Genomic DNA, 26248 nt, shown 5'->3' on the forward strand with positions numbered 1-26248 from the left:
GAAGTCCCCCTGGATCAGGGGGCTTTAGTCTTTCGAGCAGACGCCGGAGCCGCCGGTTCCGAAGGACTGCCGCGACGCACGAATGTCATCATTGAAAGGTCTTCGTACAGAAGCTTTTCCAAGTGGAGGATCATGCCATGAAGCAGTTCAAGAGATGGTTCGGGGGCAGGTCGGAGGGCGATGAGGCGCTGGCCGGGATCGATATGGACAATATCCCGGACCATGTGGCGGTCATTATGGACGGGAACGGTCGTTGGGCCCAGAAGCGCGGGCTGCCTCGCGTGGCCGGACACCATTCCGGCATGAAAAATGTGAAAAAAATAACGATGGCGGCCAATACGCTCGGCATTCGCGTACTCACCCTGTATGCGTTTTCTACGGAAAATTGGAAGCGTCCCAAAGAAGAAGTGGACTATTTGATGAAGCTGCCGATGGAATTTTTCCCTAAAGAAATTGACGAACTCGTCGCCAACAATGTGCAGATTCGCATGACTGGCTGGCGGGAGGGACTGCCGGATTATACGCTGAAGGCCGTGGAGGATGCGATCGAGCGGACGCGGCACAATGACGGCCTGATCTTGAATTTCGCCTTGAACTACGGAAGCCGCAAGGAAATGATCGCCGGCATCCGCAGCATAGCCGAGCGAGTGAAGCGCAATGAATTGGAGCTCGAGGATATCGATGAATCGTTGTTTGCCAAAACGCTGCTTACCGACCCGCTTCCCGATCCCGACCTGCTGATCCGCACGAGCGGTGAGCTGAGAATCAGCAACTTCATGCTGTGGCAGCTGGCCTATAGCGAGCTGTGGTTTACCGATTTATACTGGCCGGACTTCACGGAAAAGGAATTTTACGAAGCGATCATAGAATACCAGCGCCGCGCCAGAAGATATGGCGGGCTGTAGCTCGAATAGGCAGCAAGCGATGGAGGAATGGATTTGAAGCAGCGCATTATTACAGGATTGGTTGCCGGTATCGGACTTGTCGTAATGCTGTATATGGGCGGGCTGTGGTTCGCAGGATTGATTTTGCTGCTGGCATGGATCGGCTTCAACGAGTTTTTGCGAATGAACGGGCTGCAGTCGATGCAGGGCACCGCTCTGATCGGATATATCGGAGTCACGCTGCTGGCGGTTCCGTGGAACCAGTTAGGCATCACCTGGCTGCCGGCGATGGGCGGACTCATCTGGATCGCGTTGTTCCTGCTCTTGTGCGTCACGGTCATCTCCAAAAACAAGGTGACGATCGATCATATCGCCATGGTCTTTGCGGGCATGGTCTATGTGGGGGTCGGCTTTCATTATATGATCGCTACCCGCTGGATCGATGAAGGCGGTTTTTTTTGGACGCTGCTCGTATTCATATGCATTTGGGCAAGCGATTCGGGGGCGTACTTTACCGGGACGATGATCGGCCGGACGCCTTTATGGCCTTCAATTAGTCCGAACAAATCCGTCGAGGGAGCGATCGGAGGAGTTGCCGTGTCGATGCTGGCAGCGCTCTGCTTCTCGTTTTACAGCCAGGATCGGCTGACATGGACGGAGGCGGCGGCGCTCGGACTGGCGATTGCCGTCGTCGGACAGATGGGCGATTTGATCCAATCGGCTTATAAGAGAGTGAAAGGCATCAAGGATACGGGGACGCTGCTGCCGGGCCACGGAGGCGTGCTGGACCGGACGGACAGCTGGCTGATCGTTTTTCCGTTCGTGCATCTGTTCTCCTTGATCCCTCATGTCTGAAAGCGCGAGGTGAATATCGATGAAAAGGATCAGCATTCTGGGCTCAACCGGGTCGATCGGGACGCAGACGCTGGATGTCATATCGAAGCATCCGGAGCAATTTTCGGTCGAAGCGTTGTCCGGCGGCCGCAACGTTTCGCTGCTGGCTGAGCAGGTGCGCCGTTTCCGCCCGAAGCTTGTCGCGGCGGGGAGCCGAGAGTCGGCCGAGGAACTGCGCAGCGCTGTAGGCAGCGGGGTCAAGATCGTATACGGCGAGGAAGGGCTGCTGGAAGCGGCAGCCGGGACGGAGGCGGAGCTGGTCGTGACCGCCATTGTCGGCAGCATGGGGCTTGGCCCGACGCTGGCGGCGATCGAAGCGGGCAAGCAGATTGGTCTGGCCAACAAGGAGACGCTCGTCAGCGCGGGCCATCTCGTGACCGAGCTTGCCGCGCGCAAGGGCGTCCGTCTGCTGCCGATCGACAGCGAGCATTCGGCGATTTTTCAATGCTTGAACGGCGAATCGCCAGCCAGCATACATACCGTTACGCTGACAGCTTCGGGGGGCTCTTTTCGCGACAAAACGAGAGAAGAGCTGGAGCAGGTGACGGTCGAAGACGCCTTGAAGCATCCGAATTGGTCGATGGGCGCCAAAATTACGATCGATTCGGCGACGATGGTGAACAAAGGCTTGGAGGTAATCGAAGCGCATTGGCTGTTTGGTCTGGATTACGGGCAAATCGATGTGCTGATCCATCCGGAAAGCATCGTGCACTCGTTCGTCGAGTTCGCGGACGGAAGCGTCATCGCGCAGATGGGCCTGCCCGATATGCGGGTGCCGATCCAGTACGCGCTAACGTACCCCGAACGGCTTCCTTCCCCCGCTCCGCGCCTTCGTTTGGCGGAGATCGGCAAGCTGCATTTTCGCGAAATGGACTACGTCCGCTTCCCCTGCTTACGGATGGCTTATGAAGCCGGCAGAGCCGGCGGGACGGCGCCGGCCGTCTTTAACGCTGCGAACGAGGCAGCAGTCGCCCGCTTCCTGAACAGAGAGATCGGCTTCCTGGATATAGAACGGGTTATTGCCGAAGTGCTGGCTCGCCATGAGCATGTTCAGGCCCCGTCCCTCGAAGCTGTTCTTGCTGCGGATGAGTGGGCCAGAAAGACGGCGGCCGAAGTCAGGTAATGGCGGCCACCCGGACAATGCGTCCTGCGCATAGAGCTTGTAGGGCATGATAGCGGCATACCGGTAATATGCTCATATCATAGGTCAGCTTGTATTCCCGCTTCAAATAATGTTAATCTTAATTACAAGCGATTTGCCCATCCGTGACGGCCTGTCCGAACCCGTTGGGAAATGGGGTCACGGTTACTAGCCCTATGACGAGACACCTGTAAGGAGGACGTTGTCCATTGGCTATGCTGCAAAATGTATTCCAAATTGTGCTTTTATTTTTCGTGCTCGTGTCGATTCACGAGTGGGGGCATTTTTATTTCGCCAAGCGCGCAGGCATTCTGGTCCGCGAATTCGCCATCGGCTTCGGGCCGAAGGTGCTGTCCTTCGTGCGCGGGGAGACGCGGTACACGCTGCGGCTGCTGCCGATCGGGGGATTCGTCCGCATGGCCGGAGAAGATCCCGAGATCGTGCAGATCAATCCCGGACAGCGTATTGCCGTTGCGCTCCAAGACGATAAAGTAACCCATATTTACATGAACGACTTCGAGCGCCGCACTGACGCGGTGCAAGGCGTCGTCGAAGACATCGACCTGGAGCGGGATTTGTTCGTCCGCATGGACATCGAAGGGGAGCTGCATCGTTTTGCCGTACACCCGCAGGCGATGATGGTCAGCAAAGATAAAGAGACGCAGATCGCCCCGTGGGACCGCCAGTTCGGCAGCAAGACGGTCGGTCAGCGGGCGATGGCGATCTTCGCCGGACCGATGATGAACTTCGTGCTTGCCTTTATTTTGTTTGTGACGGTCGTCTTCATGGCCGGCGTGCCGGACAAGGTGAAGGTAGCCGACGTAATGGAAGGCAAGCCTGCCGCGCAAGCGGGTCTGATGAAGGGCGACCTGATCTTAAGCGTGAACGACGAGCCGATCGGCACCGACCGCGGCAAGCTGACCTCGATGATTCAGCAATCGGCCGGCAAGACGATGGTATGGATTATCGAACGGAACGGGGAGCAGCTGCGCACCGAAGTGACCCCGCAGCTGGAGCAGGAAGTCGGACTTGTCGGCGTGACGCTGACGACGCAGACGCGCCCCGCGAGCGTCATCGAAGGTTTTACGAGCGGGGCCCAAAGCATGTATTCGGCTACGGAAACGATTTTGGACGGGCTTGGCAAGCTGGTGACGCTGCAGTTCAAGATGGACGATCTCGGCGGACCTGTCCGCATCGTCGAATTTACGAGCGAGCAGGCGAGCGCCGGGTGGACGCAGTACATTTTCTGGACGGCGCTGATGAGCCTGTATCTCGGCATCTTCAACCTGCTGCCGTTTCCGGCGCTTGACGGAAGCCGCCTTGTGTTCCTGCTGCTGGAAGCGTTGCGGGGCAAGCCGGTCGATCCGAGCCGGGAGAGCATGGTCCACTTCATCGGCTTCGCCATGCTGATGCTGCTCATGATCGCGGTCACGTACAACGATATTTTGCGGCTCATAAAAGGATAATCGGCGTCTTGCGTCGAATACAACATCAATCGATTCAGTGTTATTTAAGGCGCGGCCGTAGGCTCCGGATCGGAGCTTGCGGCTTGCCGTTGGCAGGGGGACAAATATGGCAAGCGACAAGCAATTTGTGAAAGAGATTACGCCTCAGAACGAGGATTTTTCACGCTGGTACATCGATGTCATCAAGAAAGCGGATCTAATGAGCTACTCGCCGGTTCGCGGCTGCATCGTGTTCAAGCCCGACGGTTATGAGATTTGGGAGCTGATTCAGAGGGAGCTCGACCGCCGCTTTAAGGAAACGGGCCACCGGAACGCTTATTTCCCGCTCTTTATCCCGGAAAGCTTCTTTCAGAAGGAGAAGGAGCACGTCGAAGGGTTCAATCCGGAGCTGCCGTGGGTAACCGAAGCGGGCGGCGAGAAGCTGGAGGAGCGTCTGGCGATCCGGCCGACGTCCGAAACGATGATCGGCCATATGTACTCCGAGTGGATCAATTCGTATCGCGATCTGCCGCTGCTGATCAACCAGTGGGCGAACGTCGTGCGCTGGGAGAAGCGGACGCAGCCGTTCATCCGCACGACGGAGTTTTTGTGGCAGGAAGGCCACACGGCGCACGAGGACGAGGCCGACGCCCGCCGCGAAACGATGCAAATGCTGGAAATTTACCGCGATTTCGCAGAAAATTATTTGGCAATTCCGGTGATCGTCGGACAAAAGACGCCTTCGGAGAAATTTGCCGGCGCCGTCGATACATACTCGATCGAGGCGATGATGAAGGACGGCAAGGCGGTGCAGGCCGGGACGTCCCATTATCTCGGGACGAAATTTGCCGTCGCCTTCGACATCAAGTATCTCGACAGGGAGAACAAGCATCAATACTGCCATACGACCTCGTGGGGCACGACAACCCGGCTCATCGGCGCCTTGATTATGGTGCATGGCGACGACCGCGGTCTGGTGCTGCCGCCGAAGGTCGCGCCCACCCAGGCGGTGCTCATCCCGATCGGCCCGCCGAAAACGCGCGAGCAGGTCGTCGGACGCATCCAGGAGCTGCTTGCGGAGCTGAAGCAGGCCGGCGTTCGGGCGAAGGTGGACGACGATCCGAACCAAAGCCCCGGCTGGAAGTTCAACGAATACGAGATGCGCGGCGTGCCCGTTCGCGTCGAGCTGGGGCCGCGCGATATGGAGAACGGACAGGTCGTGCTCGTGTCCCGGGTCACCGGCGAGAAGCGGATCGTGCCGCAGGAGCGCTTCGTTGCCGAGGTGCAGCGAATGCTTGAAGAAAATCACCGTGAAATGTTCGAGCGTGCCAAACGGTTCCGCGACGAGTCGATGACCGATGTGGAGACGCTGGACGAGTTCAAGGCGTTTTTGAATGAGAAGCGCGGCTTCGCCTATGCCGGCTGGTGCGGTTCCGACGCCTGCGAGGCGCAGGTGAAGGAGGAGACGGGGGCCACGAGCCGCAATATTCCGTTCCATCCGCCGGTGCAGAAGAGCCGCTGCCTCGTCTGCGGAGCGGACGCGAAGCATACCGTCGTGTTCGGAAGAGCTTACTGATACGCTGATCAGGATGAACGCCTATGACGAGCGAATCCTTCGTCATCGGTCGTCGCCTGCGGTATTGAAAATTTTGGTCGGCAGATAACCGCCAAATTTTCAAGATGAACGCCTATGACGAGCGAATCCTTCGTCATCGGTCGTCACCTGCGGTATTGAAAATTTTGGTCGGCAGATAACCGCCAAATTTTCAAGATGAACGCCTATGACGAGCGAATCCTTCGTCATCGGTCGTCACATGCGGTGTTGAAAATTTTTAGGCAGATGTACGCAATAAGGGCAAAACGGAGAGATAGTGCATCCATTTTGCCCTTTCTCGTTTCATGGGGGAGGTACAGGATGAACAGCAGTACGGCAGCGAAGCGGGACCGGTTCGAGCTGCTGATGCAGCAGGCCGGCGTTCCGACGGATGTAGTGCAGTCGTTTTTTTATGACGGTTACATCGATAAGGTAGAGACGAGCCGCAAAAACCGCGAGTGGGTTTTTCACATTGTCAAAACCAAGGTCGTCCCGCAGGATGTATACCGTTCTTTTTGCAAAATGATCCGTGACAAATACTCGCACATCGCCGCCATCCGGTTCGTGCTGCGGTATACGGAGGACGTCAATCCCGAGGAAGTCGCGCAAGAATATTGGAGCATGTTCCTCGAATGGGTGCAGCGGGAGGCCGCTTCCATCAACGGCTGGATGACGAAGGCGAAGATCGATGTCCAGGGCCGGGTGTTGACGCTGACGCTGCTTGATTCGTTCGGGCTGGAGATGGCCAGAAAGAAGAACATCGGCAGCTGGATCCAAACCTACTTCACGAATTATTTCGGCGTCGATTTTCAAGTGAAGTATGCACTGAGCGAAAGCAGAGACGAAGCTTACGAACAGTTCATGAAGCAGATCGAGGAAGAGGAGCGGGAAGTGACCGTCAACCTCTTGACGGCTGTCGAACCGGAAGCGCAGGCTCCGGAAGAAGCGGTCGGCGAGCTCAAGCTGATGATCGGCTATGAGATCAGGGACCCGGCGGTGCCGTTGCAGGACATTCAGGACGAAGAGAAGAAAGTTGTCATCCAGGGCACGGTCTTCGGGCTGGATGTCAAGGAGCTGAAGAACGGCAGCACGCTCTTTACGTTCAATGTGACCGACTTTTCCGATTCGATCATGGTCAAGGCGTTCGCCAAGACGAAGGAAGACATCAAAATTTACAGCCTCATCAAGAACGGCACATGGCTCAAGCTGCGCGGCCGGGTGGAGTACGACCGGTTCATGCAGATTCCCGAGCTCGTCATGATCCCGAACGACGTGAACGAAATCGCCGCGCCGCCGGACCGCAAGGACGACGCCGAGGAGAAGCGCGTCGAGTTCCATCTGCACACGACGATGAGCACGATGGACGGCATCACGCCGGTGGACGAATACATCAAGACGGCTGCCAAATGGGGCCACAAGGCGATCGCCATTACCGATCACGGCGGCGTGCAGTGCTATCCGGAGGCGGGCAAGGCGGCCAAAAAGCACGGCATCAAGGTCATTTACGGACTGGAAGCGAACGTGGTGGACGATTCCGTGCAAGTCGTCATGAATCCGTCCGACGTCGATCTGAAGGAAGCGGAGTACGTCATTTTCGACATCGAGACGACCGGCCTGTCTGTAACCTCCAATAAAATCATCGAAATTGCCGGCGTGAAGATGAAGGACGGCAAAGAAATCGACCGGTTCGCCACCTTTATCAATCCTCACGAGCGCATTCCGTATAACATTCAGCAGCTGACCAATATTACAGACGATATGGTAAGGGAGGCGCCGGAGCTCGAGGAGAAGCTCCCGGAGTTCGCCGCTTTCGTCGGAGACTGCGTGCTTGTGGCGCATAATGCGCGCTTCGATATCGGCTTCATCCAGGCCAATCTGAAGCGGCTCGGCCACCCGGAGCTTGCCAATCCGGTGCTGGATACGCTGGAGCTCGCCCGGATGCTGTTCCCGTCGCTGAAGAATCACCGCCTCAATACGCTGGCCGACAAGTTCAAGGTCAGCCTCGACAACCATCACCGGGCGATCGACGACTCGATCGCGCTCGGCCACATCCTGTTCCACCTGCTGAAGGAAGCGGGGGAGCGAGGGTACGCGAAGCTGGACCGTCTGAACGACGAAGTCGGCAAAAACTTGTCGACGCAGCGTCCTTTTCACTGCTGCATCTACGCGCTCAATATGACCGGGAAGAAAAATTTGTATACGCTCGTGTCGCTGTCGCATACGGAATATTTTCACAGGGTGCCGTGCATTCCGCGCAGCAAGCTGATCGAGCTCAGGGAAGGGCTGCTTGTCGCCTCGGGCTGCGAGAAGGGCGAGCTGTTCGAGACCGTGTTGAACAAGTCGCTGGAGGAAGCGGAGCAGGTGGCCGAATTTTACGATGTGCTTGAGATTCAGCCGACCTGCATCAACATGCATCTGGTGGACAAAGGGCTTGTCGGCAGTGCGGCGCAGCTCGAGGATGCCAACCGGCGCATTGTCGAAATCGGCCGCAAGCTCGGCAAGCCGGTCATCGCTACAGGGAACGTCCATTATTTGCACCCGCGCGAGAAAATATACCGGGACATCACCATTCACGGCATTACCGGCTTCAGCCCGCTCAAGGAAATCCGCAAACCCGACGTCCATCTGCGGACGACGAAGGAAATGCTGAAGGAATTCGAATATTTGGGCGAGGATACCGCTTATGAGGTCGTCGTCAAAAATACGGCCGAGCTGGCGGACCGGTTCGAAGTGATCGAGCTCTTCCCCGACAAGCTGTTCACTCCGATTATCGAGGGCGCGGAGGAAGAAATTCGCACGAAGTGCTACGATACGGCAAGGCGGCTGTACGGCGATCCGATTCCCGAGGTCGTCACCGCGCGCTTGGAGAAAGAGCTGGTGCCGATTATCAAGTACGGCTTCTCCGCCAACTATTTGATTTCCGAGCGCCTGGTCAAAAAATCGAACGAGGACGGTTATCTCGTCGGCTCGCGGGGTTCCGTCGGTTCGTCGGTCGTGGCGACGTTCCTCGGCATCTCCGAGGTGAACCCGCTGCCGCCGCATTACTTGTGCAGGTCGTGCCAGCACAGCGAGTGGTTCCTTGACGGCTCGATTCCGAGCGGCTTCGACCTGCCCGACAAGGACTGTCCGAACTGCGGCGCGAAGATGAAGGGGGACGGCCAGGATATTCCGTTCGAGACGTTCCTCGGCTTTAAAGGGGACAAGGTTCCCGATATCGATCTTAACTTCTCCGGCGAATACCAGCCGCACGCGCACAATTATACGAAGGTGCTGTTCGGGGAACGCAACGTATTCCGCGCGGGGACGATCGGCACGGTAGCGGAGAAGACGGCGTTCGGCTTCGTCAAAAAATACGAGGAAGAGCAGGGCAAAAAATGGCGCGGCGCGGAGCTGAACCGGCTCGCTTCCGGCTGCACGGGCGTCAAGCGCAGCACGGGTCAGCATCCCGGGGGCATCGTCGTCGTCCCGGATTATATCGACGTCAACGACATTACGCCGGTGCAGTATCCGGCCGACGATACGAGCGCGGAGTGGAAGACGACGCATTTCGATTACCACGCCTTCGACGCCAACCTGCTGAAACTCGATATTCTCGGGCACGATGATCCGACGATGATGCGCATGCTGCAGGATTTGACCGGGGTTGACCCGACGACGATTCCGATGAACGATCCGAAGGTCATGAGCCTGTTCAACTCTGTTGACGCGCTCGGCGTGACGCCGGAGCAAATCCGCACTCCCGTAGCTACATACGGCGTGCCGGAGATGGGCACCAAATTCGTCCGTCAAATGCTGGAGGAAGCGCAGCCGTCGAACTTCGCCGACCTGCTGCAAATCTCGGGCTTGTCCCACGGAACCGGCGTCTGGCTCGGCAACGCCCAGGAATTGATCCGCAAAGGCATCTGTACGATCAAGACCGTTATCGGCTGTCGCGACGACATCATGCTCTATCTTATTTATAAAGCAGGCATGGACGCCGGGCTCGCCTTCAAAATTACGGAAAGCGTGCGGAAAGGCAAAGGGCTGACCGAGGAATGGAAGGAAGAGATGAGGAAGCACAACGTGCCGAACTGGTACATCGACTCGTGCGAGAAGATCGAGTACATGTTCCCGAAGGCGCACGCTGCCGCTTATGTCATTTCGGCCGTGCGAACGGCTTACTTCAAGCTGTATTATCCGCTGGCGTTCTATGCGACCTACTTCTCCGTCCGCGCGGACGATTTCGATCTGGAGCTGCTGTGCCAAGGATACGACGCGATCCTGAAGCGATTGATCGAGATCGAGGAAAAAGGGTTCCAGGCGACGCCCAAGGAGAAGAACAGCATCTCCATTCTTGAGATGGCGCTGGAGATGACAGCCCGCGGCTTTTCGTTCAAGCCGATCGATCTGTACAAGTCGGACGCGGTCAAGTTTCTTATCGACGGCGATTCGCTCATTCCGCCGTTCTCCGCCGTTGCCGGCATCGGGGAGAATGCGGCCAAGAACATCGCCGCTTCCCGCGAGGCGGGCCCGTTCCTGTCGATCGAGGATTTCCAGTCGCGCAGCAAGGCGACGAAGACGATTATCGAGCTGCTGTCGGGCATGGGCTGCTTCCGCGGCTTGCCGGAGACGAATCAGCTGTCGCTGTTTTGAGGCAGTTGCAACACAGCCGCGGCTATGGTATAATCTTCAAAGGTAATAAGCTATAACTCGGCTTAGGAGAGTGGGGAAACCCACTCTTTACATTTTGTATAGGGTCGTAAACCGATAGGAGGCTGCAGTTTGAGCGGGAACATCAAATCGATCGTCGAAGATTTGGTGCGTCCATTTTTGGACGACAACGGATTTGAATTGGTGGACATCGAATATGTGAAGGAAGGCAGCAACTGGTTCCTTCGCGTATATGTCGACAAGGATGGCGGCATCGATATCGATGATTGCGGTAGAATCAGCGAATATTTGAGCGCAAAGCTGGACGAGAAGGACCCGATTCCGACGGCTTATTTTTTGGAGGTATCCTCGCCTGGAGCGGAGCGTCCCCTGAAGAAGCCGCGGGACTTCGAGCGGGCTGTCGGCAAGCATGTCTATCTGACAACATATGAGCCGGTAGATGGCCAGAAAGAATTCGAGGGCGTCCTGACGGCTTACGACGGCGAGACGGCGACGGTTCGGGCTGGCAAGAAGGAGCACGTTTTGCCCGTTGCCAAAATAGCGGGAGCTCGTTTGGCCATCGTCATGTAGCGGCCCTATTATGCGAGAGGAGGAAAAGGAGTTCATATGAACACGGATTTTATCGAGGCGTTGAATGAAATCGAGAGAGAGAAGGGCATCTCCAAGGACATATTGATCGACGCGATTGAAGCGGCCCTCATTTCCAGTTATAAGCGGAATTTCAATACGGCCCAGAACGTGCGCGTCGACATTAACCGGCATACCGGACTCATCAAGGTCTATGCGCGCAAGACGGTCGTGGACGAGGTGCTGGACCCGCGCATGGAAATTTCGCTTTATGCCGCCAGGGAGATTAACGGCAACTATCAATTGAATGATATTGTCGAGATTGAAGTGACTCCCCGCGATTTCGGGCGCATTGCCGCGCAGACCGCCAAGCAGGTCGTAACGCAGCGCATTCGCGAGGCAGAGCGCGGGCTGATCTACAACGCGTATGTCGATAAGGAGCAGGATATCGTCAACGGCATCGTGCAGCGCCAGGATCAGCGCAACCTGTATGTCGATCTGGGCAAAATCGAGGCCGTATTGCCGCTGACCGAGCTGATGCCTACAGACAAGTTCGTGCACGGCGACCGCGTCAAAGCCTATATCACCAAGGTGGAAAATACGACGAAGGGCCCGCAGATCATCTTGTCGCGGACGCATCCCGGGCTGCTGAAGCGCCTGTTCGAGCTGGAGGTTCCGGAAATCTACGAAGGCGTTGTGGAAATCCGCTCTGTCGCGCGCGAGGCCGGATTCCGCTCGAAGATTGCGGTGTATTCGCGCAATCCCGAGGTGGACCCGGTCGGCTCCTGCGTCGGCCCGAAAGGGATGCGCGTGCAGACGATCGTCAGCGAGCTGAAGGGCGAGAAGATCGATATCGTTCGCTGGGTCGAGTCGGTGGAGGAATACGTAGCGAATGCGCTCAGCCCGTCCAAAGTCGTAGAGGTCATCGTGTTCGAGGAAGAGAAGATGGCGCGGGTCATCGTGCCCGACTACCAGCTGTCGCTGGCGATCGGCATCAAAGGCCAGAACGCGCGGCTCGCCGCGAAGCTCACAGGCTGGAAGATCGACATCAAGAGCGAATCGCAGGCGGAGCAGGAGTACGGCCGTCCGAAATCGGAAGGCGAAGAGATGCATCAGGATTCGGTCAGCATCGATTAGAGGAGGCGCGGCTCCCTGCAGCCGGTCGTCCGGCCAGGCGGGCGGCGTCTATTGTCCGTCGGCGCAAACGGCCTGATTGTCGGATGGACGCCTATGACGGGCGCTGCCGTACGTCATCGGTCGTCACCTACGGTGTTGAAAATTCAGCTTGTAGATAAAGCTGAATTTTCAAGATAGCGCAAGGGGGAGTAACGGATGAAGCCTAGAAAAATACCGCTTAGAAAATGTGTCGCCTGCCAGCAAATGATGCCCAAGAAGGAATTGATCCGCGTCGTCAAGACGCCAAACGACGAGATGCTGATCGATTTGACCGGCAAGAAGGCGGGCCGCGGCGCTTATCTGTGCGGCAAGCTCTCCTGCTTCAAGCTGGCCAAGAAAACGCGGGCGCTCGACAGAGCGCTGAAATCGCCGGTCAGCCCCGAAATCTATGATGCGCTGGAGCAGGACTTTATCAAAGTCGAGGACGAATTCCAGGCGGCCAAAGCGGCGATGGAAGATGATGGGTCATGAATGCGAGCAAATTTTATTCCAATCTTGGGCTGGCGATGCGCGCGGGCAAGGTGATCACCGGCGAGGAAACGGTCGTCGAGGCGGTTCGCAAAGGCGAGGCGAAGCTGGTGATCGTCGCCGAGGACGCATCGGCAGGCACCTACAAGAAGGTAAGCGACAAGTGCAGTTATTATAAAGTTCCTATATATCGGTTCGGGGAACGCGGGGACTTGGGGGCCAGCATCGGCAAGGAAGCCCGCGTCGTCGTCGGCGTAACGGATCAGGGACTGGCAGCATTGCTGACCAAATCGTTGGAAGAAAAGCATGGAGGTGGACACTATTGAGCAAACAAGACAACAATAAAGACAAGCTGAGAGTGTACGAATATGCCAAGTCGCTGAACATGAGCAGCAAGGAGATCATTACGATTCTCAAGCGGGTCGGCATCACGGTAAACAATCATATGAGCGTAATGGAGAATGATATGGTCAATAAAGTGGAGCAATTTTTCCGGGACGTCAAGGCGAATGCCGCCGCGAAACGGCCCGGTCAAGATATGGGGAACAAGCCGTCGTCCAAGCCGGAAGCCAAAGGTCAGACCGTTGCCGTACAGCCGCGACCGGACACGAAGTCCGGCACGCCACAAGGCGCCGGGCAAGGCGGACAGCAGCCGGTCAGAGCGCAGGGCCAAGGCGGTCAAGGTCAGCGATCGGACCGGGACCGCAGAAACGGTCAAGGCGGCCAACGTCAAGACCGCGATCGCAGGGGCGGTCAAGGAGGGGCGCAAGGCCAGGGGCAAGGCGGTCAAGGCCAGCGTCAAGACCGCGACCGCAGGAACGGTCAAGGCGGCCAGGGCCAAGGCGGCCAGCAAAACCGCGGCGGCCAAGGGCAAGCTCAGGGAGGCCAGCGCGGAGGACGTTCCGGCGACCGCCCGCAAGGCCAGCAGCGTTCGAATGACAATCGCTTCGGCGGCGGTCAAGGCCGCCTGGGCGGGCAAGCCAAAGGCGCGGTGCCGCCTATCGATGCGCCGGCCGGCGCGGCAGGAGGCAAGGGCAAGGGCAAAAAGTCCAAGCCGAACCAGAATCAGAAGCGCTACGAGGACAACAACGGCAAGGCGCTGAACGGCAAGTTTTCCGGCGGGCGCGGCGGCCAAAAAAATCAGCGCGGCAAGCAGCAGGCGGATCAGCCGAAACGGGACAATACGCCGAAGAAGATTATCGTCCGCGGCACCATGACCGTCGGCGAGCTGGCCAAGCTGCTGCATAAGGAAGTGGCGGAGGTCATCAAGAAGCTGCTGTTCCTCGGCGTGATGGCCACGATCAACCAGGAGCTGGATCTCGATACGATTCAATTGGTCGCCTCCGAATTCGGGGTTGAGGTCGAACTCAAAATCCCGGTCGAGGAAGACAAGTTCGAGGAAATCGAGGAGAAGGACGACGAGGCGGATCTGCAGGAACGGCCTCCGGTCGTGACGATCATGGGGCACGTCGACCACGGCAAGACGACGCTGCTCGACTCGATCCGCAAGACGAACGTCACCGAGAGCGAAGCCGGCGGCATCACGCAGCATATTGGTGCCTACCAGGTCGAAGTGCACGGCAAAAAAATTACGTTCCTCGATACGCCGGGCCACGAAGCGTTTACGTCCATGCGCGCCCGCGGCGCTCAGGTTACGGATATTACGATTCTGGTCGTGGCGGCCGACGACGGCGTCATGCCGCAGACGGTCGAAGCGATCAACCATGCGAAGGCCGCGAAGGTGCCGATCATCGTCGCTGTCAACAAGATCGACAAGCCGGAAGCCGACGTCGACCGCATCAAGCAGGCCTTGATGGAATACGAGCTCGTGCCGGAGGAATGGGGCGGAGATACGATCTTCTGCAATGTCTCGGCCAAGCAGCGCATTGGTCTCGACAATTTGCTCGACATGATCCTTCTCGTGGCCGAGGTGCAGGAGCTGAAGGCGAACCCGAACAAACGGGCGCGCGGCACCGTCATCGAGGCGGAGCTCGACAAGGGCAAAGGACCGGTAGCCCGCGTGCTCGTTCAGCACGGTACGCTCAAGGTGGGCGATACGCTCGTTGCCGGCGTCCATTTCGGCCGCGTCCGCGCCATGATCAACGACAAGGGCAAACGGCTCAAGGAAGCGGGACCTTCCACCCCGGTGGAAATTACCGGCTTGACCGATGTGCCGCTGGCGGGCGATCCGTTCCTCGTCTTCGAGGACGAGCGCAAAGCGCGGGCGATCGCGGAGAAGCGGGCGGCGACGCTGCGCGAAACGAATATGGGCACGAATGCCCGGGTTACGCTGGATGATCTGTACAAGCGGATCAAGGAAGGCGAGATCAAGGATCTGAACGTGATCATTAAAGCCGACGTTCAAGGCTCGGCCGAGGCGCTCAAAGGTTCGCTGGAGAAAATCGATATCGAGGGCGTCCGCGTCAAAATTCTTCACACCGGCGCCGGCGCGATTACCGAGTCCGACGTCATTCTGGCGCAGGCGTCCAACGCGATCATCATCGGCTTCAACGTCCGTCCGGAGCCGCTGGCGAAGGCGGCCGCCGATCAGGAGAAGGTCGACATCAGGCTGCACCGGATTATCTACAACGTGATCGAAGAAATCGAGCAGGCGATGAAAGGTATGCTCGATCCAGTGTACAAGGAAGTCGTCATCGGCCACGCCGAGGTGCGCAACACGTTCAAGGTGTCCAAAATCGGCACGATTGCTGGCTGCATGATCACTTCCGGCAAAATTACCCGGTCCGCGGAGGTTCGCCTGATCCGGGACGGCATCGTTGTCTACGAAGGCAAGATCGATTCGCTCAAGCGCTACAAGGACGACGTAAGGGAAGTGGCGCAAGGTTACGAATGCGGTATATCTCTGGATAATTATAATGATATTAAAGAAGGGGATACCATCGAGGCATTCGTAATGGAAACTGTTGAGAGGTGAGCCGGAAGTGGCAAGAATTCGCGTAGGCAGGGTCGGCGAGCAGATCAAGAAAGAGCTTAGCCAGCTGATCCAGAATGAGCTGAAGGACCCGCGTATCGGCTTTATCACGATCACGGGCGTCGATGTGACGAACGATTTGTCGCAGGCCAAAGTGTTTTTGAGCGTGATGGGCAGCGAGGAGGAGAAGGAAGCGTCGCTGAAGGCGCTCGTTCGCAGCAGCGGCTTTCTCCGCGCCGAGCTCGGCAAACGGATCCGGCTGCGCAAAGTTCCGGAGCTGCTGTTCAAATTCGATACGTCGATCGATTACGGCAGCCGGATTGAATCAATCCTGCAGCAGCTGGGTGAGGAGAACGGAAAGCATGAGCAGTAACGAATATGCGGAACTGCTTCAGGCAGCGGCGCGATTTATACGGGAAAACGACGATTTTCTGGTAGTGTCCCACGTCCAGCCGGACGGGGACGCTGCCGGTTCTACTTTTGCCGTTGCCTGGATGCTGCGGGAGCTGGGCAAAACGTTCACGCTGATCAATGAAGGTCCGATTCCCGCGAAATTTATGTATATGGCGGAAGACATTCCGGTTGTCAATTATGAATCCAATCCGCCCGGCCGCCAGTTCCGGCGCATCATTGCCGTCGATTGCGCGGACCCGGAACGGATCGGCCGGGTAAGGGAATGCTTTGCCCCCGATGCCGAGCTGCTGAACATCGACCATCATGCGACGAATGACGGGTTCGGCCATTGGAATCTGGTGAAGGCTGACGCTGCGGCCACCGTCGAGGTGCTGTACGACTTGGGCGAGGCTATGGGTATCCCGTTCTCGCAGCAGCTCAACGTCTGCATTTATTCCGGGCTGCTGACGGATACCGGCGGTTTCCGCTATTCCTCCACGTCGCCCAAAGTCATGCGCATCGCCGCAGACCTGTTGTCCCGCGGCGTGCAGGGGCATGAACTGGCCGAGCGGCTGCTGGAGACGATGACCCGTCAGCAGGTGTCGCTGTTGAAGCATTGCTTGAGCTCGCTTTCCTTTGCGGCGGACGGCCGGATCGCCTGGCTATCGGTGACGCTGGACGACCTTAAGGCGGCGTCCGCCGGTAATGAAGACATGGAAGGGCTGGTCAATTACGCCCGCAATGTCGAGGGCGTGGAAGTCGGTCTGCTTTTCAAAGAGAAGGGGCCGGAACTGGTCAAGGTCAGCCTGCGCTCCTCAGGCGCCGTTAACGTCGCCGAGGTAGCGGCATCGTTCGGCGGCGGTGGCCATGTTCGGGCGGCCGGATGCACGATAGCGGCCTCGCTTTCCGATGCGGTGGATCAGGTCGTGAAGAAAGTCGAGGCGGCTATGGCATGACGCAGGCTCAACCGTTAGAGGGCGTGCTGCCGATCTGGAAGCCCAAGGGCTGGACTTCGCATGACGTCGTCGCTAAAGCGCGGCGCATTCTCCGCATGAAGCGGATCGGCCATACGGGGACGCTCGACCCTGAGGTGACGGGAGTGCTCCCGCTCTGCCTCGGGCGGGCGACACGGCTGGTCGAATACATACAGGATCTGCCGAAGCAGTATGAAGCGCAGCTTGTGCTCGGCCTTGCTACCGACACGGAAGATTTGAGCGGCACGGTGCTGGAGCGGGCAGGCGACGTTCGCGCCGTTATCTCGGAAGAGGAAGTGCGGCGGGCGATTCTGCGGTTCGAAGGCGAGATCGAGCAGGTGCCGCCGATGTATTCGGCGGTCAAAGTGGACGGAAAGCGCTTGTACGAGCTGGCGCGCCAAGGCCTGGAGGTGGAGCGGAAGCCGAGGAAGGTGACTGTGCATTCCATCGAGCTGCTGGGGAGCGATTGGAGCCAGCCGCATCCGACGGTGCGCTTTCGGGTACTGTGCTCCAAAGGTACGTATATCCGCACTCTATGCGTCGATATCGGACGGGCGCTCGGCGTTCCTGCGGCGATGGCGGAGCTGGTTCGCACGTCGACCGGCGGTATCGGCCGCGAGCAGTGCTTGACGCTGGAAGAGGCGGAGTTGTTGCATGCCCGCGGCGAGCTGAGCGGCAAGCTGCTGTCTGCAGACCGCGTGCTGCGGCATTTGCCGGAGGTCGAGCTGTCGCCGTCGCAGAAGGCGATGGCGCTAAAGGGCCGCAAGCTGCGCGTTGCTGCCGTTCGGCCCCCTCGCGCCCCCGCGCCGGCCTCGTCTGCTGCGGCGGAAGCGGGGGAAGTCGCCGCATTCGACGAGCAGAGACAGCTTGTCGGAATTTTCCTGTGGGAGCCGGAGCAACGCGTGCTGACGCCGCGCAAAATATTCAGCTCCGGCTAGACGCCGATGACGAGTGCTTCCTGTCGTCATCGCTCGTCACCTGCGGTGTTGAAAATTCAGCATGGATACCGCAAAATTTTCAAGATAGACGCCCATGCCGCCTTGCGCGGCACCATCAGAAGATGAAACGGGCCGCACGCCCTGGGGGCTATTTTCAAGATAGACGCCCATGCCGCCTTGCGCGGTACCATCAGATGGTGAAAATGGGCCGCGGGACCGGCGCTATTTTCAAGATAGACGCCCATGCCGCCTTGCGCGGTACCATCAGATGGTGAAAATGGGCCGCACGAACCGGGGGCTATTTTCAATATAGCCAGCAAATGTTGTATTTTGTACAACTAAAACAGGGGGATAACCCCTATTTGCGGCTCAATGTTGCACAACGTGCAACATTTTGGGCGATGTTTCCGGTTTTGAAGCCAATCGCCTCTAAATTGTTGCACAAAATGCAACATTACCCTTCCTCTGGTGCGAAGAGGACGGAAAATGTTGCATTTTTTGCAGGATTTGTCGCCTCATGTGCCCGGATAGGGGCCGCGCTAACGCGGAGTCCGCACGCTGACATGGAGTCCGAGCGCCAACGTGACGCTACGCGGAGTTCGCACGCTGACATGGAGTCCGAGCGCCAACGTGACGCTACGTGAGTTCGCACGCGAACGCGGCTCTCGGGGCTGCCGGCTAAAGTATTTTCGCTGCAGACAAGTTTTACGCAGCGTTTCCAGAAAAGCTGCCGGAATAATCAACTTCGATAAAGCGTTAAGGTGTAAAACGAAGTGTGGCCTTTCGCACCAGGCAAAACTGTCGCTCAAGCGCAGCCCCGCTCGTCTGGAGAAGCTGCTTCGATCGGGCTTCTCTTCATTGCTCGCTAGCCTAGGGTGCTGTTTTGCCGGGCAGACCTTGAGCTAACGCTAACCACGGAGCTTATTTCACTCGAAATCATCAATTTGAAATTTTAACGAAAGTGAGCAGTCTTATTCCGCATTTTGGGCTGCCAGATACAGCGTTTTTGACAAAATAGTGCTACCAGCCTGCGTTACATTTTTCAAAGGCTGCGTTTCAGCAAAATAGCGTTTGTCACTGGCGTTAGAAATTCGGAAGCCTCGGTGGGAGCGTAACAGCTCAGGAAGGACAGCTCAGGAAGTAAAGCGCAGAAAGGACGGCTCAGGCAGGAACAGCACATGAAGGAGCAGCTCAGGAGGGGCCGTGCAGGAATGGACAGCTGTCGAAAAGAACGAGGCTCGGGCAGTTTTTGCAATATTACCCCAAGGACGCCAATGACGAGCGACTCCTTCGTTATCGGTCGTCACCTGCGTTGTTGAAAATTCAACGTGCGGTATACCGCCAAATTTTCAAGATAGACTATCCGAGACGTTTTATACGAATGTAGGTGAACGGACAATGATGATGCAGACGATACCTATAGCAGACCCTGCGAACGGCCCGCGGCCGAATGCTGCCGTCCGCAGCCAGGTGCTGGCCATCGGCGAGTTCGACGGCGTCCATCTCGGACATCGGGAGGTCATTCGCCGCACGGTTGAGACGGCCAGGCGGCTCGGGATTCCGGCCGCCATTATGACGTTCCATCCGCATCCCCGCGAGGTGCTGGGCAACGGCGTGTACTCGAGGCTGTTGACGCCGCTTAAGATTAAGCAGGCGATTTTGGAAAGCCTCGGGGTGGACATATTATACGTCGTGGACTTCAGCGAAGATTTCATGCGCGTATCGCCCCGTCAGTTCGTTCACGACATGCTTTGCCCGATGAAGGTCAACACCGTGTTTGTCGGATTCGACTTCACGTTCGGGCACCGCGGGGCGGGCACGCCGGATACGCTGTGCGAGCTGGCGGAGGGCCGGTTTGCCGTTGAGGTGGTGCGCCCTTACCACCTCGGCGGCGTGAAGGTCAGCAGCACGCTGATCCGCGAGCAGCTGCTCTCGGGACGCGTGGAGGAGGCCAATAAGCTGCTCGGCCGCCGGTACTCCGTAGCTGGCTCGGTCGTGCACGGGGACGGGAGGGGCCGCACGATCGGCTTTCCGACAGCCAATGTGAGTGTGGCGGACAATTATCTCATTCCTGCGAACGGCGTCTATGCCGTTCAAGCTCGCCTGAAAGACGGCATATGCGGCGGCGTCATGAACATCGGGGTCAAGCCGACCTTTGCGGAGTCGCTGCCCGAGCCAACGCTGGAAGTGCATTTATTCGATTTTGACCGCAATATATACGACGAGCCGATCGAGGTCGAGCTGATCGCGTATATCCGCAGCGAGCGCAAATTCGCTTCGGCCGCCGAACTGATCGAGCAGATTCGCCGGGACGCGGATCAGGCTCGCACGATGCTGGCCTGACGTCTGGCTTTTTATTTTTGGATATGATATACTATCATTCGTTGTCGGTTATTCGCTAACCGGCGTCAATAATGAACCTCGGCATGGAGATGCGAACTCTCCGGCGCTCTCTGGGCTGAAGGGGATATACTTACTTAAATGGAGGTGAACAGGATGGCTATTACTCAAGAACGCAAGCAGGAACTGATTGCAGCTCACAAGACGCACGATAACGACACAGGGTCTCCTGAAGTTCAAGTCGCTATCCTTACGGAAAACATCGTGAACCTGACGAACCACTTGAAGGTTCACAAGAAGGACCATCATTCCCGCCGCGGGCTGTTGAAAATGGTCGGTCAACGCCGTAAGCTTTTGACGTACTTGAAAAACAAAGACGTTAATCGTTACAGCGCGCTGATCGAGAAGCTTGGCCTGCGCCGTTAATAGTGAATCAGTTGGAAAGCAACCGAATCGATCCTTTCCGCGACGTCCGTCCGGGCGTTCCCGCGGGGAGGGTTGGAGGTTGCTTTTTTTCCATGTGCAGAGCAAGGACTTGCGTCATGTTTTGCAAAAAAGAAGGAAATACTAGCCATTATGCAGAATGATTAAGAGATGACAGCCTAAGAGAGTCGTCGGAAGCGATGGAGGAGGTAGCATATGGAGAAGAAAGTGCAGATGGACTTGGCCGGCCGCACGCTCATACTCGAAACCGGTCGGCTGGCGAAGCAGGCCAATGCCGCAGTCATGGCCCGGTACGGGGACACGGCGGTGCTTTGTACGGTTACGGCTTCGAAGGAGCCGAAGGACCTGGATTTTTTCCCGCTGACAGTCAACTATGAGGAGCGGCTGTATTCCGTAGGGAAAATTCCCGGCGGCTTCATTAAAAGAGAGGGCCGCCCGAGCGAGAAGGCGATTCTTGCCGGCCGCTTGACGGACCGTCCGATTCGTCCGTTGTTTCCGGAAGGGTTCCGCAACGATGTGCAGATCGTAGCCATGGTCATGAGCGTCGATCAGGACTGCTCGCCGGAGATTGCGGCGATGATCGGCACTTCGGCCGCGCTCAGCATATCCGACGTTCCGTTTAACGGTCCGGTTGGCGGGGTCATCGTCGGCCGGGTGGACGGACAGTTTGTGATCAACCCGACGCTGGAGCAGGCCGACAAGAGCGATATTCATCTCGTCGTCGCCGGGACGAAGGACGCGATCATGATGGTCGAAGCCGGTGCCGACGAAGTGCCGGAGGAAGTGATGCTTGAGGCGATCATGTTCGGGCACGATGAGATCAAGAAGATCGTCGCCCTGCAGGAGCAGCTCGTTGCGGAGGCCGGCAAGCCGAAGATGGAGGTCGTGCTGCACAGCGTCAATCCGGAGGTCAATCGCACGGTGCGGGAATTCGCTCAAGCCCGGCTTGTCGAGGCGATTCAAATTCCGGAGAAGCATGCGCGGCAGGATGCCATCGACGCGATCAACGCGGAGGCGGTCGAGCATTTCACCCAGGTGTATGCGGAGACGCCGGAGCTGCTGAGCGATGTGAAAGAGACCTTGTATGACATCGTGAAGGAAGAAGTGCGCCGGCTCATTACCCACGACAAGGTTCGTCCGGACGGACGGGCGCTGGACGAAATTCGCCCGATCGAGTGCGATATCAACCTGCTGCCGCGCACGCACGGCTCGGGACTGTTCACCCGCGGCCAGACGCAGGCGCTCAGCGTGTGCACGCTCGGCGCGCTCGGCGACGTGCAAATATTGGACGGCATCGATCTCGAGGAATCGAAGCGGTTCATGCACCATTACAACTTCCCGCCGTTCAGCGTTGGAGAAGCGAGGCCGCTTAGGGCTCCGGGACGCCGCGAGATCGGCCACGGAGCACTCGGCGAGCGCGCGCTGGAGCCGATTATTCCTTCGGAGGCGGAGTTCCCGTATACGATTCGCCTTGTATCCGAAGTATTGGAGTCCAACGGCTCGACATCCCAGGCGAGCATTTGCGCCAGCACCTTGGCGCTGATGGATGCAGGCGTGCCGATCAAGGCGCCGGTCGCTGGCGTGGCGATGGGCTTGATCAAGGACGGGGAGCATTTCTCCATCTTGACCGACATTCAAGGCATGGAGGACCATTTGGGCGATATGGACTTCAAGGTAGCCGGAACGTCCAAGGGCGTCACTGCGCTGCAGATGGATATCAAGATCGATGGCATCGACCGCGAAATTTTGGCGCAAGCGCTGGAGCAGGCGAAGAAAGGCCGCTTGTTCATTCTGAACAAAATGCTGGAGCGCATCGCTGCGCCGAAGCCGAGCCTGTCGCCGTACGCCCCGAAAATTTTGACCATGCAGATCAATCCGGACAAAATTCGCGACGTCATCGGCGCAGGCGGCAAAGTGATCAACAAGATCATCGAGGAAACCGGCGTCAAAATCGATATCGAGCAGGACGGACGTGTCTTCATCGCTTCGGCGGACGAACAGGCGAACGAGAAGGCCCGTCAAATTATCGAAGGCATCGTGCGCGAGGTGGTCGTCGGCGAGATTTATTTGGGCACCGTGAAGCGTATCGAGAAGTTCGGCGCCTTCGTGGAAGTGTTGCCGGGCAAGGAAGGGCTTGTTCACATTTCCCAAATGTCGACCGAGCGGGTAGGCAAGGTGGAGGATGTGGTCAAGATCGGCGACCAGATTACGGTCAAGGTGACCGAAATCGACAGCCAGGGCCGGATCAACCTGTCCCGCAAAGCGGTATTGACCTCGCAGATGACCGCGCAGGCCTAACCGCCGGAATCGAATACCAGGCTCGGCGCCTTGCCGGGCACGACAAAAGAGCCAGAGCAGTCTGTCTCTTTTTTTGTTGTGGTCTACACTTGTCCCTTCGTTCATAATTATGGTGAAAAAAGAAACGACAGGAGACATCCCATGAAGCGAAAGCAATGGTTGTACGTGTCGGCCGGCATAGCGGCATGCCTCGTCGGCATCAGTCAGCTGGAGGGGATCGACCGGTTCGTCGAGTACGCGCGCGAGCAATCCGGGCGTGCCGTATTCGCGCCGCTTTCGTCGGAGTGGCTGGCCGCGGTGCAGGTAGCGGACGTCGAAGGGCTGGAGAAGCGGCGCGCCGAAATGCGCAGCCGGATCGAGGAAGAGGCGAAGCGCCGCTATGTCGCCCCGGTGAACGCCGTCGTCGACCGCGTCTGGAAGGCGATTCCCGGCTACAACGGGCTCGAGCTCGATGTCGAAAAGACGCTGGAGCTGGCCGAGCAGGAAGGGTTTCCGGAGCCGCCGAAGCTGATCATGCGGGAAATCCCGGCGAAAGTACATATCGACCAATTGGGGCCTCATCCGGTATATAAGGGCAATCCGAACAAACCGATGGTGTCGCTGATGATTAACGTGGCCTGGGGCGACGAGTACATCCCGAAGATGCTGGACACGCTGCGCGAAGAGAACGTGAAGGCGACCTTTTTCTTTGACGGGTCCTGGCTGAACCAAAATATAGCGACCGCGCGGACCATTATGCAGGAAGGGCACGAGGTGTCCAATCACGCTTATTCCCATCCGAAAATGAGCACGCTGGACCGGGCGCGGGCGACGTCGGAAATCGCCAAAACCGAAGCGCTGCTGACCAAGGAACTGGGCGCCAAAAACAAGCTGTTCGCTCCCCCTGCCGGCGATTTCAACCAGGCGACGGTCGATATCGCTCACGGGATGGGGCTGCGCACCGTGCTGTGGACCTTGGATACGGTCGATTGGAAGAAGCCGAGCCCGGCGTCCATCGTAAGGAAGATCGCCGATCATGTCGAGCCCGGCTCCTTGATCTTGATGCATCCGACGGAGCCGAGCAGCTCGGCGCTGAAGGAGATGATTCGGGTGATCAAGGCAAAGGGCTTGTCGCTCGGCACCGTCAGCGAGACGATTTCGCCGAAGCGGGTGCCGGAGGTTGAGTCGGCCGAACAATAATGATAATATCTAACTATTATACGGATCGACCGAGGAGGCTCTATACTTTTGAATAAATACGCATTGAGCAACGGGCTGCGGGTCGTCGTCGAGCAAATACCGACATGCCGTTCCGTCGCTTTCGGCATTTGGGTCAAGACGGGGTCGCGGTATGAAAGCGAGCATAATAACGGCATTTCTCATTTTATCGAGCACATGCTGTTCAAGGGGACGGACAAATATTCCGCCAAGGATATCGCCGAACTGTTCGATGGCATCGGCGGCAACGTGAATGCTTTTACGTCCAAAGAATACACCTGCTATTTCGCCAAGGTGCTGGATGAGCATCTGCCGCTGGCTGTCGAGGTGCTGGCCGACATGTTTTTCCGCTCCGCATTCGATCCGGCCGAGCTGGACAAGGAGAAAAACGTCATCTACGAGGAAATTGCCATGTACGAGGATACGCCGGACGACATGGTGCACGATCTGATCGCCAAGGCGGCGTTCGGCAACCATTCGCTCGGCTATCCGATTATCGGCACGGAGGACAATTTGTCCGCGATGCATTCGGATACCCTCAGGCAGTACATGGCCGAGCACTATACGATCCCGAACACCGTCATTAGCCTGGCCGGGAATGTCGGCGACGACGTCGTGGAGCTGATCGAACGGCACTTCGGCGGCTTTGCGCTGGCCGGCAGCGCGCAGGAGAAGGCGCAGCCGCAGTTTCACAGCGATTATATTTATCATCATAAGAAGACGGAGCAAAACCATATCTGCCTGTCGCTGCCCGGCTTGTCGGCCAAAGACGATATGCTGTATGCGATGATTTTGCTCAACAACGCGATCGGGGGCGGCATGAGCTCGCGATTGTTCCAGGAAATCCGCGAGAAGCGCGGGCTGGCGTATTCCGTGTATTCCTACCATACTTCCTATCAGGACGGCGGCATGTTCACCATCTATACGGGAACGGCCCCTAAGCAGACCGCCGAAGTGCTGAACATTACGATGGAGGTGCTGTCCGACATCAAGGCGAACGGACTGACGCCGGCCGAGCTGAAGAAAGGGAAGGAACAGATGAAAGGCAGCCTCATTCTCAGCCTGGAAAGCACGAGCAGCCGGATGAACCGGCTCGGCAAGAACGAGCTGATGCTGGGCAGGCACTACAGTCTGGATGAAATGATCGCACGCATCGAAAGCGTGGAGATGGAGCATATTCGCCAGCTGACGGACCAGATGATGGCCCAGCCGTTCGCGCTGGCCATGGTCGGCGGTTCGGACGAGGCGGCGGCGAATTTCAGGAGGGATCAGCTTGTCTGAAATATATGAGATTAGACTGAAGCGGCTTCCGCACAGCGAAGGGCTGCCGCTGCCTAGGCGCATGTCCGAGCTGGCGGCCGGCTTCGACCTGTACGCGGCTGTGCCGCAGGACGCGCCTGTCGTGCTGCAGCCCGGAGACCGGGCGCTTATTCCGACAGGGCTGGCGATGGCGATGCCGGCAGGGCTGGAAGCGCAGGTTCGCCCGAGGAGCGGGCTGGCATTGAAATACGGCATCACGGCGCTCAACTCGCCGGGAACGATCGACGCCGATTATCGCGGCGAGGTGCAGGTGCTGCTCATCAATCACGGCCGCGAGCCATTCGCCATTGAGCGGGGCGAGCGGATCGCGCAAATCGTCTTTCAGTGGCTGCCCGCCGTCCGTTTAACGGAAGCGGAGGAGCTTGAGGCGACGGACCGCGGCGCCGGGGGCTTCGGCCACACGGGAACGAAATAAACCGTGGGACAGACAGGAGCGGACGAATCCGCATGCCTTCGGGCAAATCGGGCAAATGAGATTATGCAATAATGACGCAGGCAGCTGCCGGGCCATCAGGTCACGGCGGCTGCTTTTTTTGGGCTTGCTTAAAGCGCCGCATCCGTCTGCCGCAGGGCGGCCGCCAACGCTGCTTTGC

The 26248-nt window shown here is 57.9% G+C and carries 20 protein-coding genes; all 20 read left to right on the forward strand.

What is annotated here, in order from left to right; genetic code table 11:
• Positions 1-137 precede the first annotated feature (137 nt).
• The gene (locus tag F591_RS0100280) at positions 138-905 is read left to right on the forward strand and encodes an undecaprenyl pyrophosphate synthase (protein WP_019532569.1); all 768 of its coding nucleotides are present in this window, start codon (positions 138-140) and stop codon (positions 903-905) included.
• Positions 906-938: 33 nt separating this feature from the next.
• Positions 939-1739, forward strand: a complete 801-nt coding sequence (locus tag F591_RS0100285) for a phosphatidate cytidylyltransferase (protein WP_026326268.1) — start codon at positions 939-941, stop codon at positions 1737-1739.
• A gap of 19 nt (positions 1740-1758) precedes the next feature.
• Positions 1759-2901: a 1-deoxy-D-xylulose-5-phosphate reductoisomerase gene (locus tag F591_RS0100290; RefSeq protein ID WP_019532571.1), complete on the forward strand. Its 1143-nt coding sequence runs from the start codon at positions 1759-1761 to the stop codon at positions 2899-2901.
• A gap of 227 nt (positions 2902-3128) precedes the next feature.
• Positions 3129-4385 carry an RIP metalloprotease RseP gene (gene rseP / locus F591_RS0100295; protein WP_019532572.1) on the forward strand — a complete coding sequence of 419 codons (1257 nt, stop codon included), beginning with the start codon at positions 3129-3131 and terminating at the stop codon, positions 4383-4385.
• Positions 4386-4491: 106 nt separating this feature from the next.
• Positions 4492-5940: a proline--tRNA ligase gene (gene proS / locus F591_RS0100300; RefSeq protein ID WP_019532573.1), complete on the forward strand. Its 1449-nt coding sequence runs from the start codon at positions 4492-4494 to the stop codon at positions 5938-5940.
• 339 nt (positions 5941-6279) lie between these two features.
• Positions 6280-10590 carry a PolC-type DNA polymerase III gene (locus F591_RS0100305; RefSeq protein ID WP_019532574.1) on the forward strand — a complete coding sequence of 1437 codons (4311 nt, stop codon included), beginning with the start codon at positions 6280-6282 and terminating at the stop codon, positions 10588-10590.
• A gap of 129 nt (positions 10591-10719) precedes the next feature.
• Positions 10720-11178 carry a ribosome maturation factor RimP gene (rimP, locus tag F591_RS0100310; RefSeq protein WP_019532575.1) on the forward strand — a complete coding sequence of 153 codons (459 nt, stop codon included), beginning with the start codon at positions 10720-10722 and terminating at the stop codon, positions 11176-11178.
• A 36-nt stretch (positions 11179-11214) separates the two neighbouring features.
• The gene (nusA, locus tag F591_RS0100315; RefSeq protein ID WP_019532576.1) at positions 11215-12312 is read left to right on the forward strand and encodes a transcription termination factor NusA; all 1098 of its coding nucleotides are present in this window, start codon (positions 11215-11217) and stop codon (positions 12310-12312) included.
• 195 nt (positions 12313-12507) lie between these two features.
• Positions 12508-12822 (forward strand): RNase P modulator RnpM, encoded by a 315-nt coding sequence (rnpM, locus tag F591_RS0100320; protein ID WP_026326269.1) that lies wholly within the window; start codon positions 12508-12510, stop codon positions 12820-12822.
• Positions 12819-13145 carry a YlxQ family RNA-binding protein gene (locus F591_RS0100325; protein WP_019532578.1) on the forward strand — a complete coding sequence of 109 codons (327 nt, stop codon included), beginning with the start codon at positions 12819-12821 and terminating at the stop codon, positions 13143-13145. Before rnpM ends, F591_RS0100325 begins: the two co-directional genes overlap by 4 nt.
• On the forward strand, positions 13142-15754 hold the full coding sequence (gene infB / locus F591_RS0100330; RefSeq protein WP_019532579.1) for a translation initiation factor IF-2: 2613 nt from the start codon (positions 13142-13144) through the stop codon (positions 15752-15754). Before F591_RS0100325 ends, infB begins: the two co-directional genes overlap by 4 nt.
• 7 nt (positions 15755-15761) lie before the next feature.
• Positions 15762-16124 carry a 30S ribosome-binding factor RbfA gene (rbfA, locus tag F591_RS0100335; RefSeq protein ID WP_019532580.1) on the forward strand — a complete coding sequence of 121 codons (363 nt, stop codon included), beginning with the start codon at positions 15762-15764 and terminating at the stop codon, positions 16122-16124.
• Positions 16114-17100, forward strand: coding sequence for a DHH family phosphoesterase (locus tag F591_RS0100340; RefSeq protein ID WP_019532581.1), 987 nt, complete (start codon positions 16114-16116; stop codon positions 17098-17100). Before rbfA ends, F591_RS0100340 begins: the two co-directional genes overlap by 11 nt.
• Entirely contained in the window at positions 17097-18056 is a 960-nt protein-coding gene (gene truB, locus F591_RS0100345; RefSeq protein WP_019532582.1) for a tRNA pseudouridine(55) synthase TruB, read from the forward strand. The genes F591_RS0100340 and truB overlap by 4 nt, the downstream gene beginning before the upstream one ends.
• 1404 nt (positions 18057-19460) lie before the next feature.
• Positions 19461-20399, forward strand: a complete 939-nt coding sequence (locus tag F591_RS0100350) for a bifunctional riboflavin kinase/FAD synthetase (protein ID WP_026326270.1) — start codon at positions 19461-19463, stop codon at positions 20397-20399.
• Between the two features lie 153 nt (positions 20400-20552).
• Entirely contained in the window at positions 20553-20822 is a 270-nt protein-coding gene (gene rpsO, locus F591_RS0100355; protein WP_026326271.1) for a 30S ribosomal protein S15, read from the forward strand.
• 213 nt (positions 20823-21035) lie between these two features.
• On the forward strand, positions 21036-23138 hold the full coding sequence (gene pnp / locus F591_RS0100360; RefSeq protein ID WP_019532585.1) for a polyribonucleotide nucleotidyltransferase: 2103 nt from the start codon (positions 21036-21038) through the stop codon (positions 23136-23138).
• A gap of 141 nt (positions 23139-23279) precedes the next feature.
• A complete protein-coding gene (locus F591_RS0100365; protein ID WP_019532586.1) occupies positions 23280-24317 on the forward strand; it encodes a polysaccharide deacetylase family protein in 1038 nt (345 codons plus the stop codon).
• A gap of 48 nt (positions 24318-24365) precedes the next feature.
• Positions 24366-25616, forward strand: coding sequence for a M16 family metallopeptidase (locus F591_RS0100370; protein WP_019532587.1), 1251 nt, complete (start codon positions 24366-24368; stop codon positions 25614-25616).
• Between the two features lies 1 nt (position 25617).
• Positions 25618-26070, forward strand: coding sequence for a dUTP diphosphatase (dut, locus tag F591_RS0100375; RefSeq protein WP_040740613.1), 453 nt, complete (start codon positions 25618-25620; stop codon positions 26068-26070).
• Positions 26071-26248: the final 178 nt, after the last annotated feature.

Origin of the sequence: Paenibacillus ginsengihumi DSM 21568 (assembly GCF_000380965.1) — a bacterium.
GTDB lineage: Bacteria > Bacillota > Bacilli > Paenibacillales > NBRC-103111 > Paenibacillus_G > Paenibacillus_G ginsengihumi.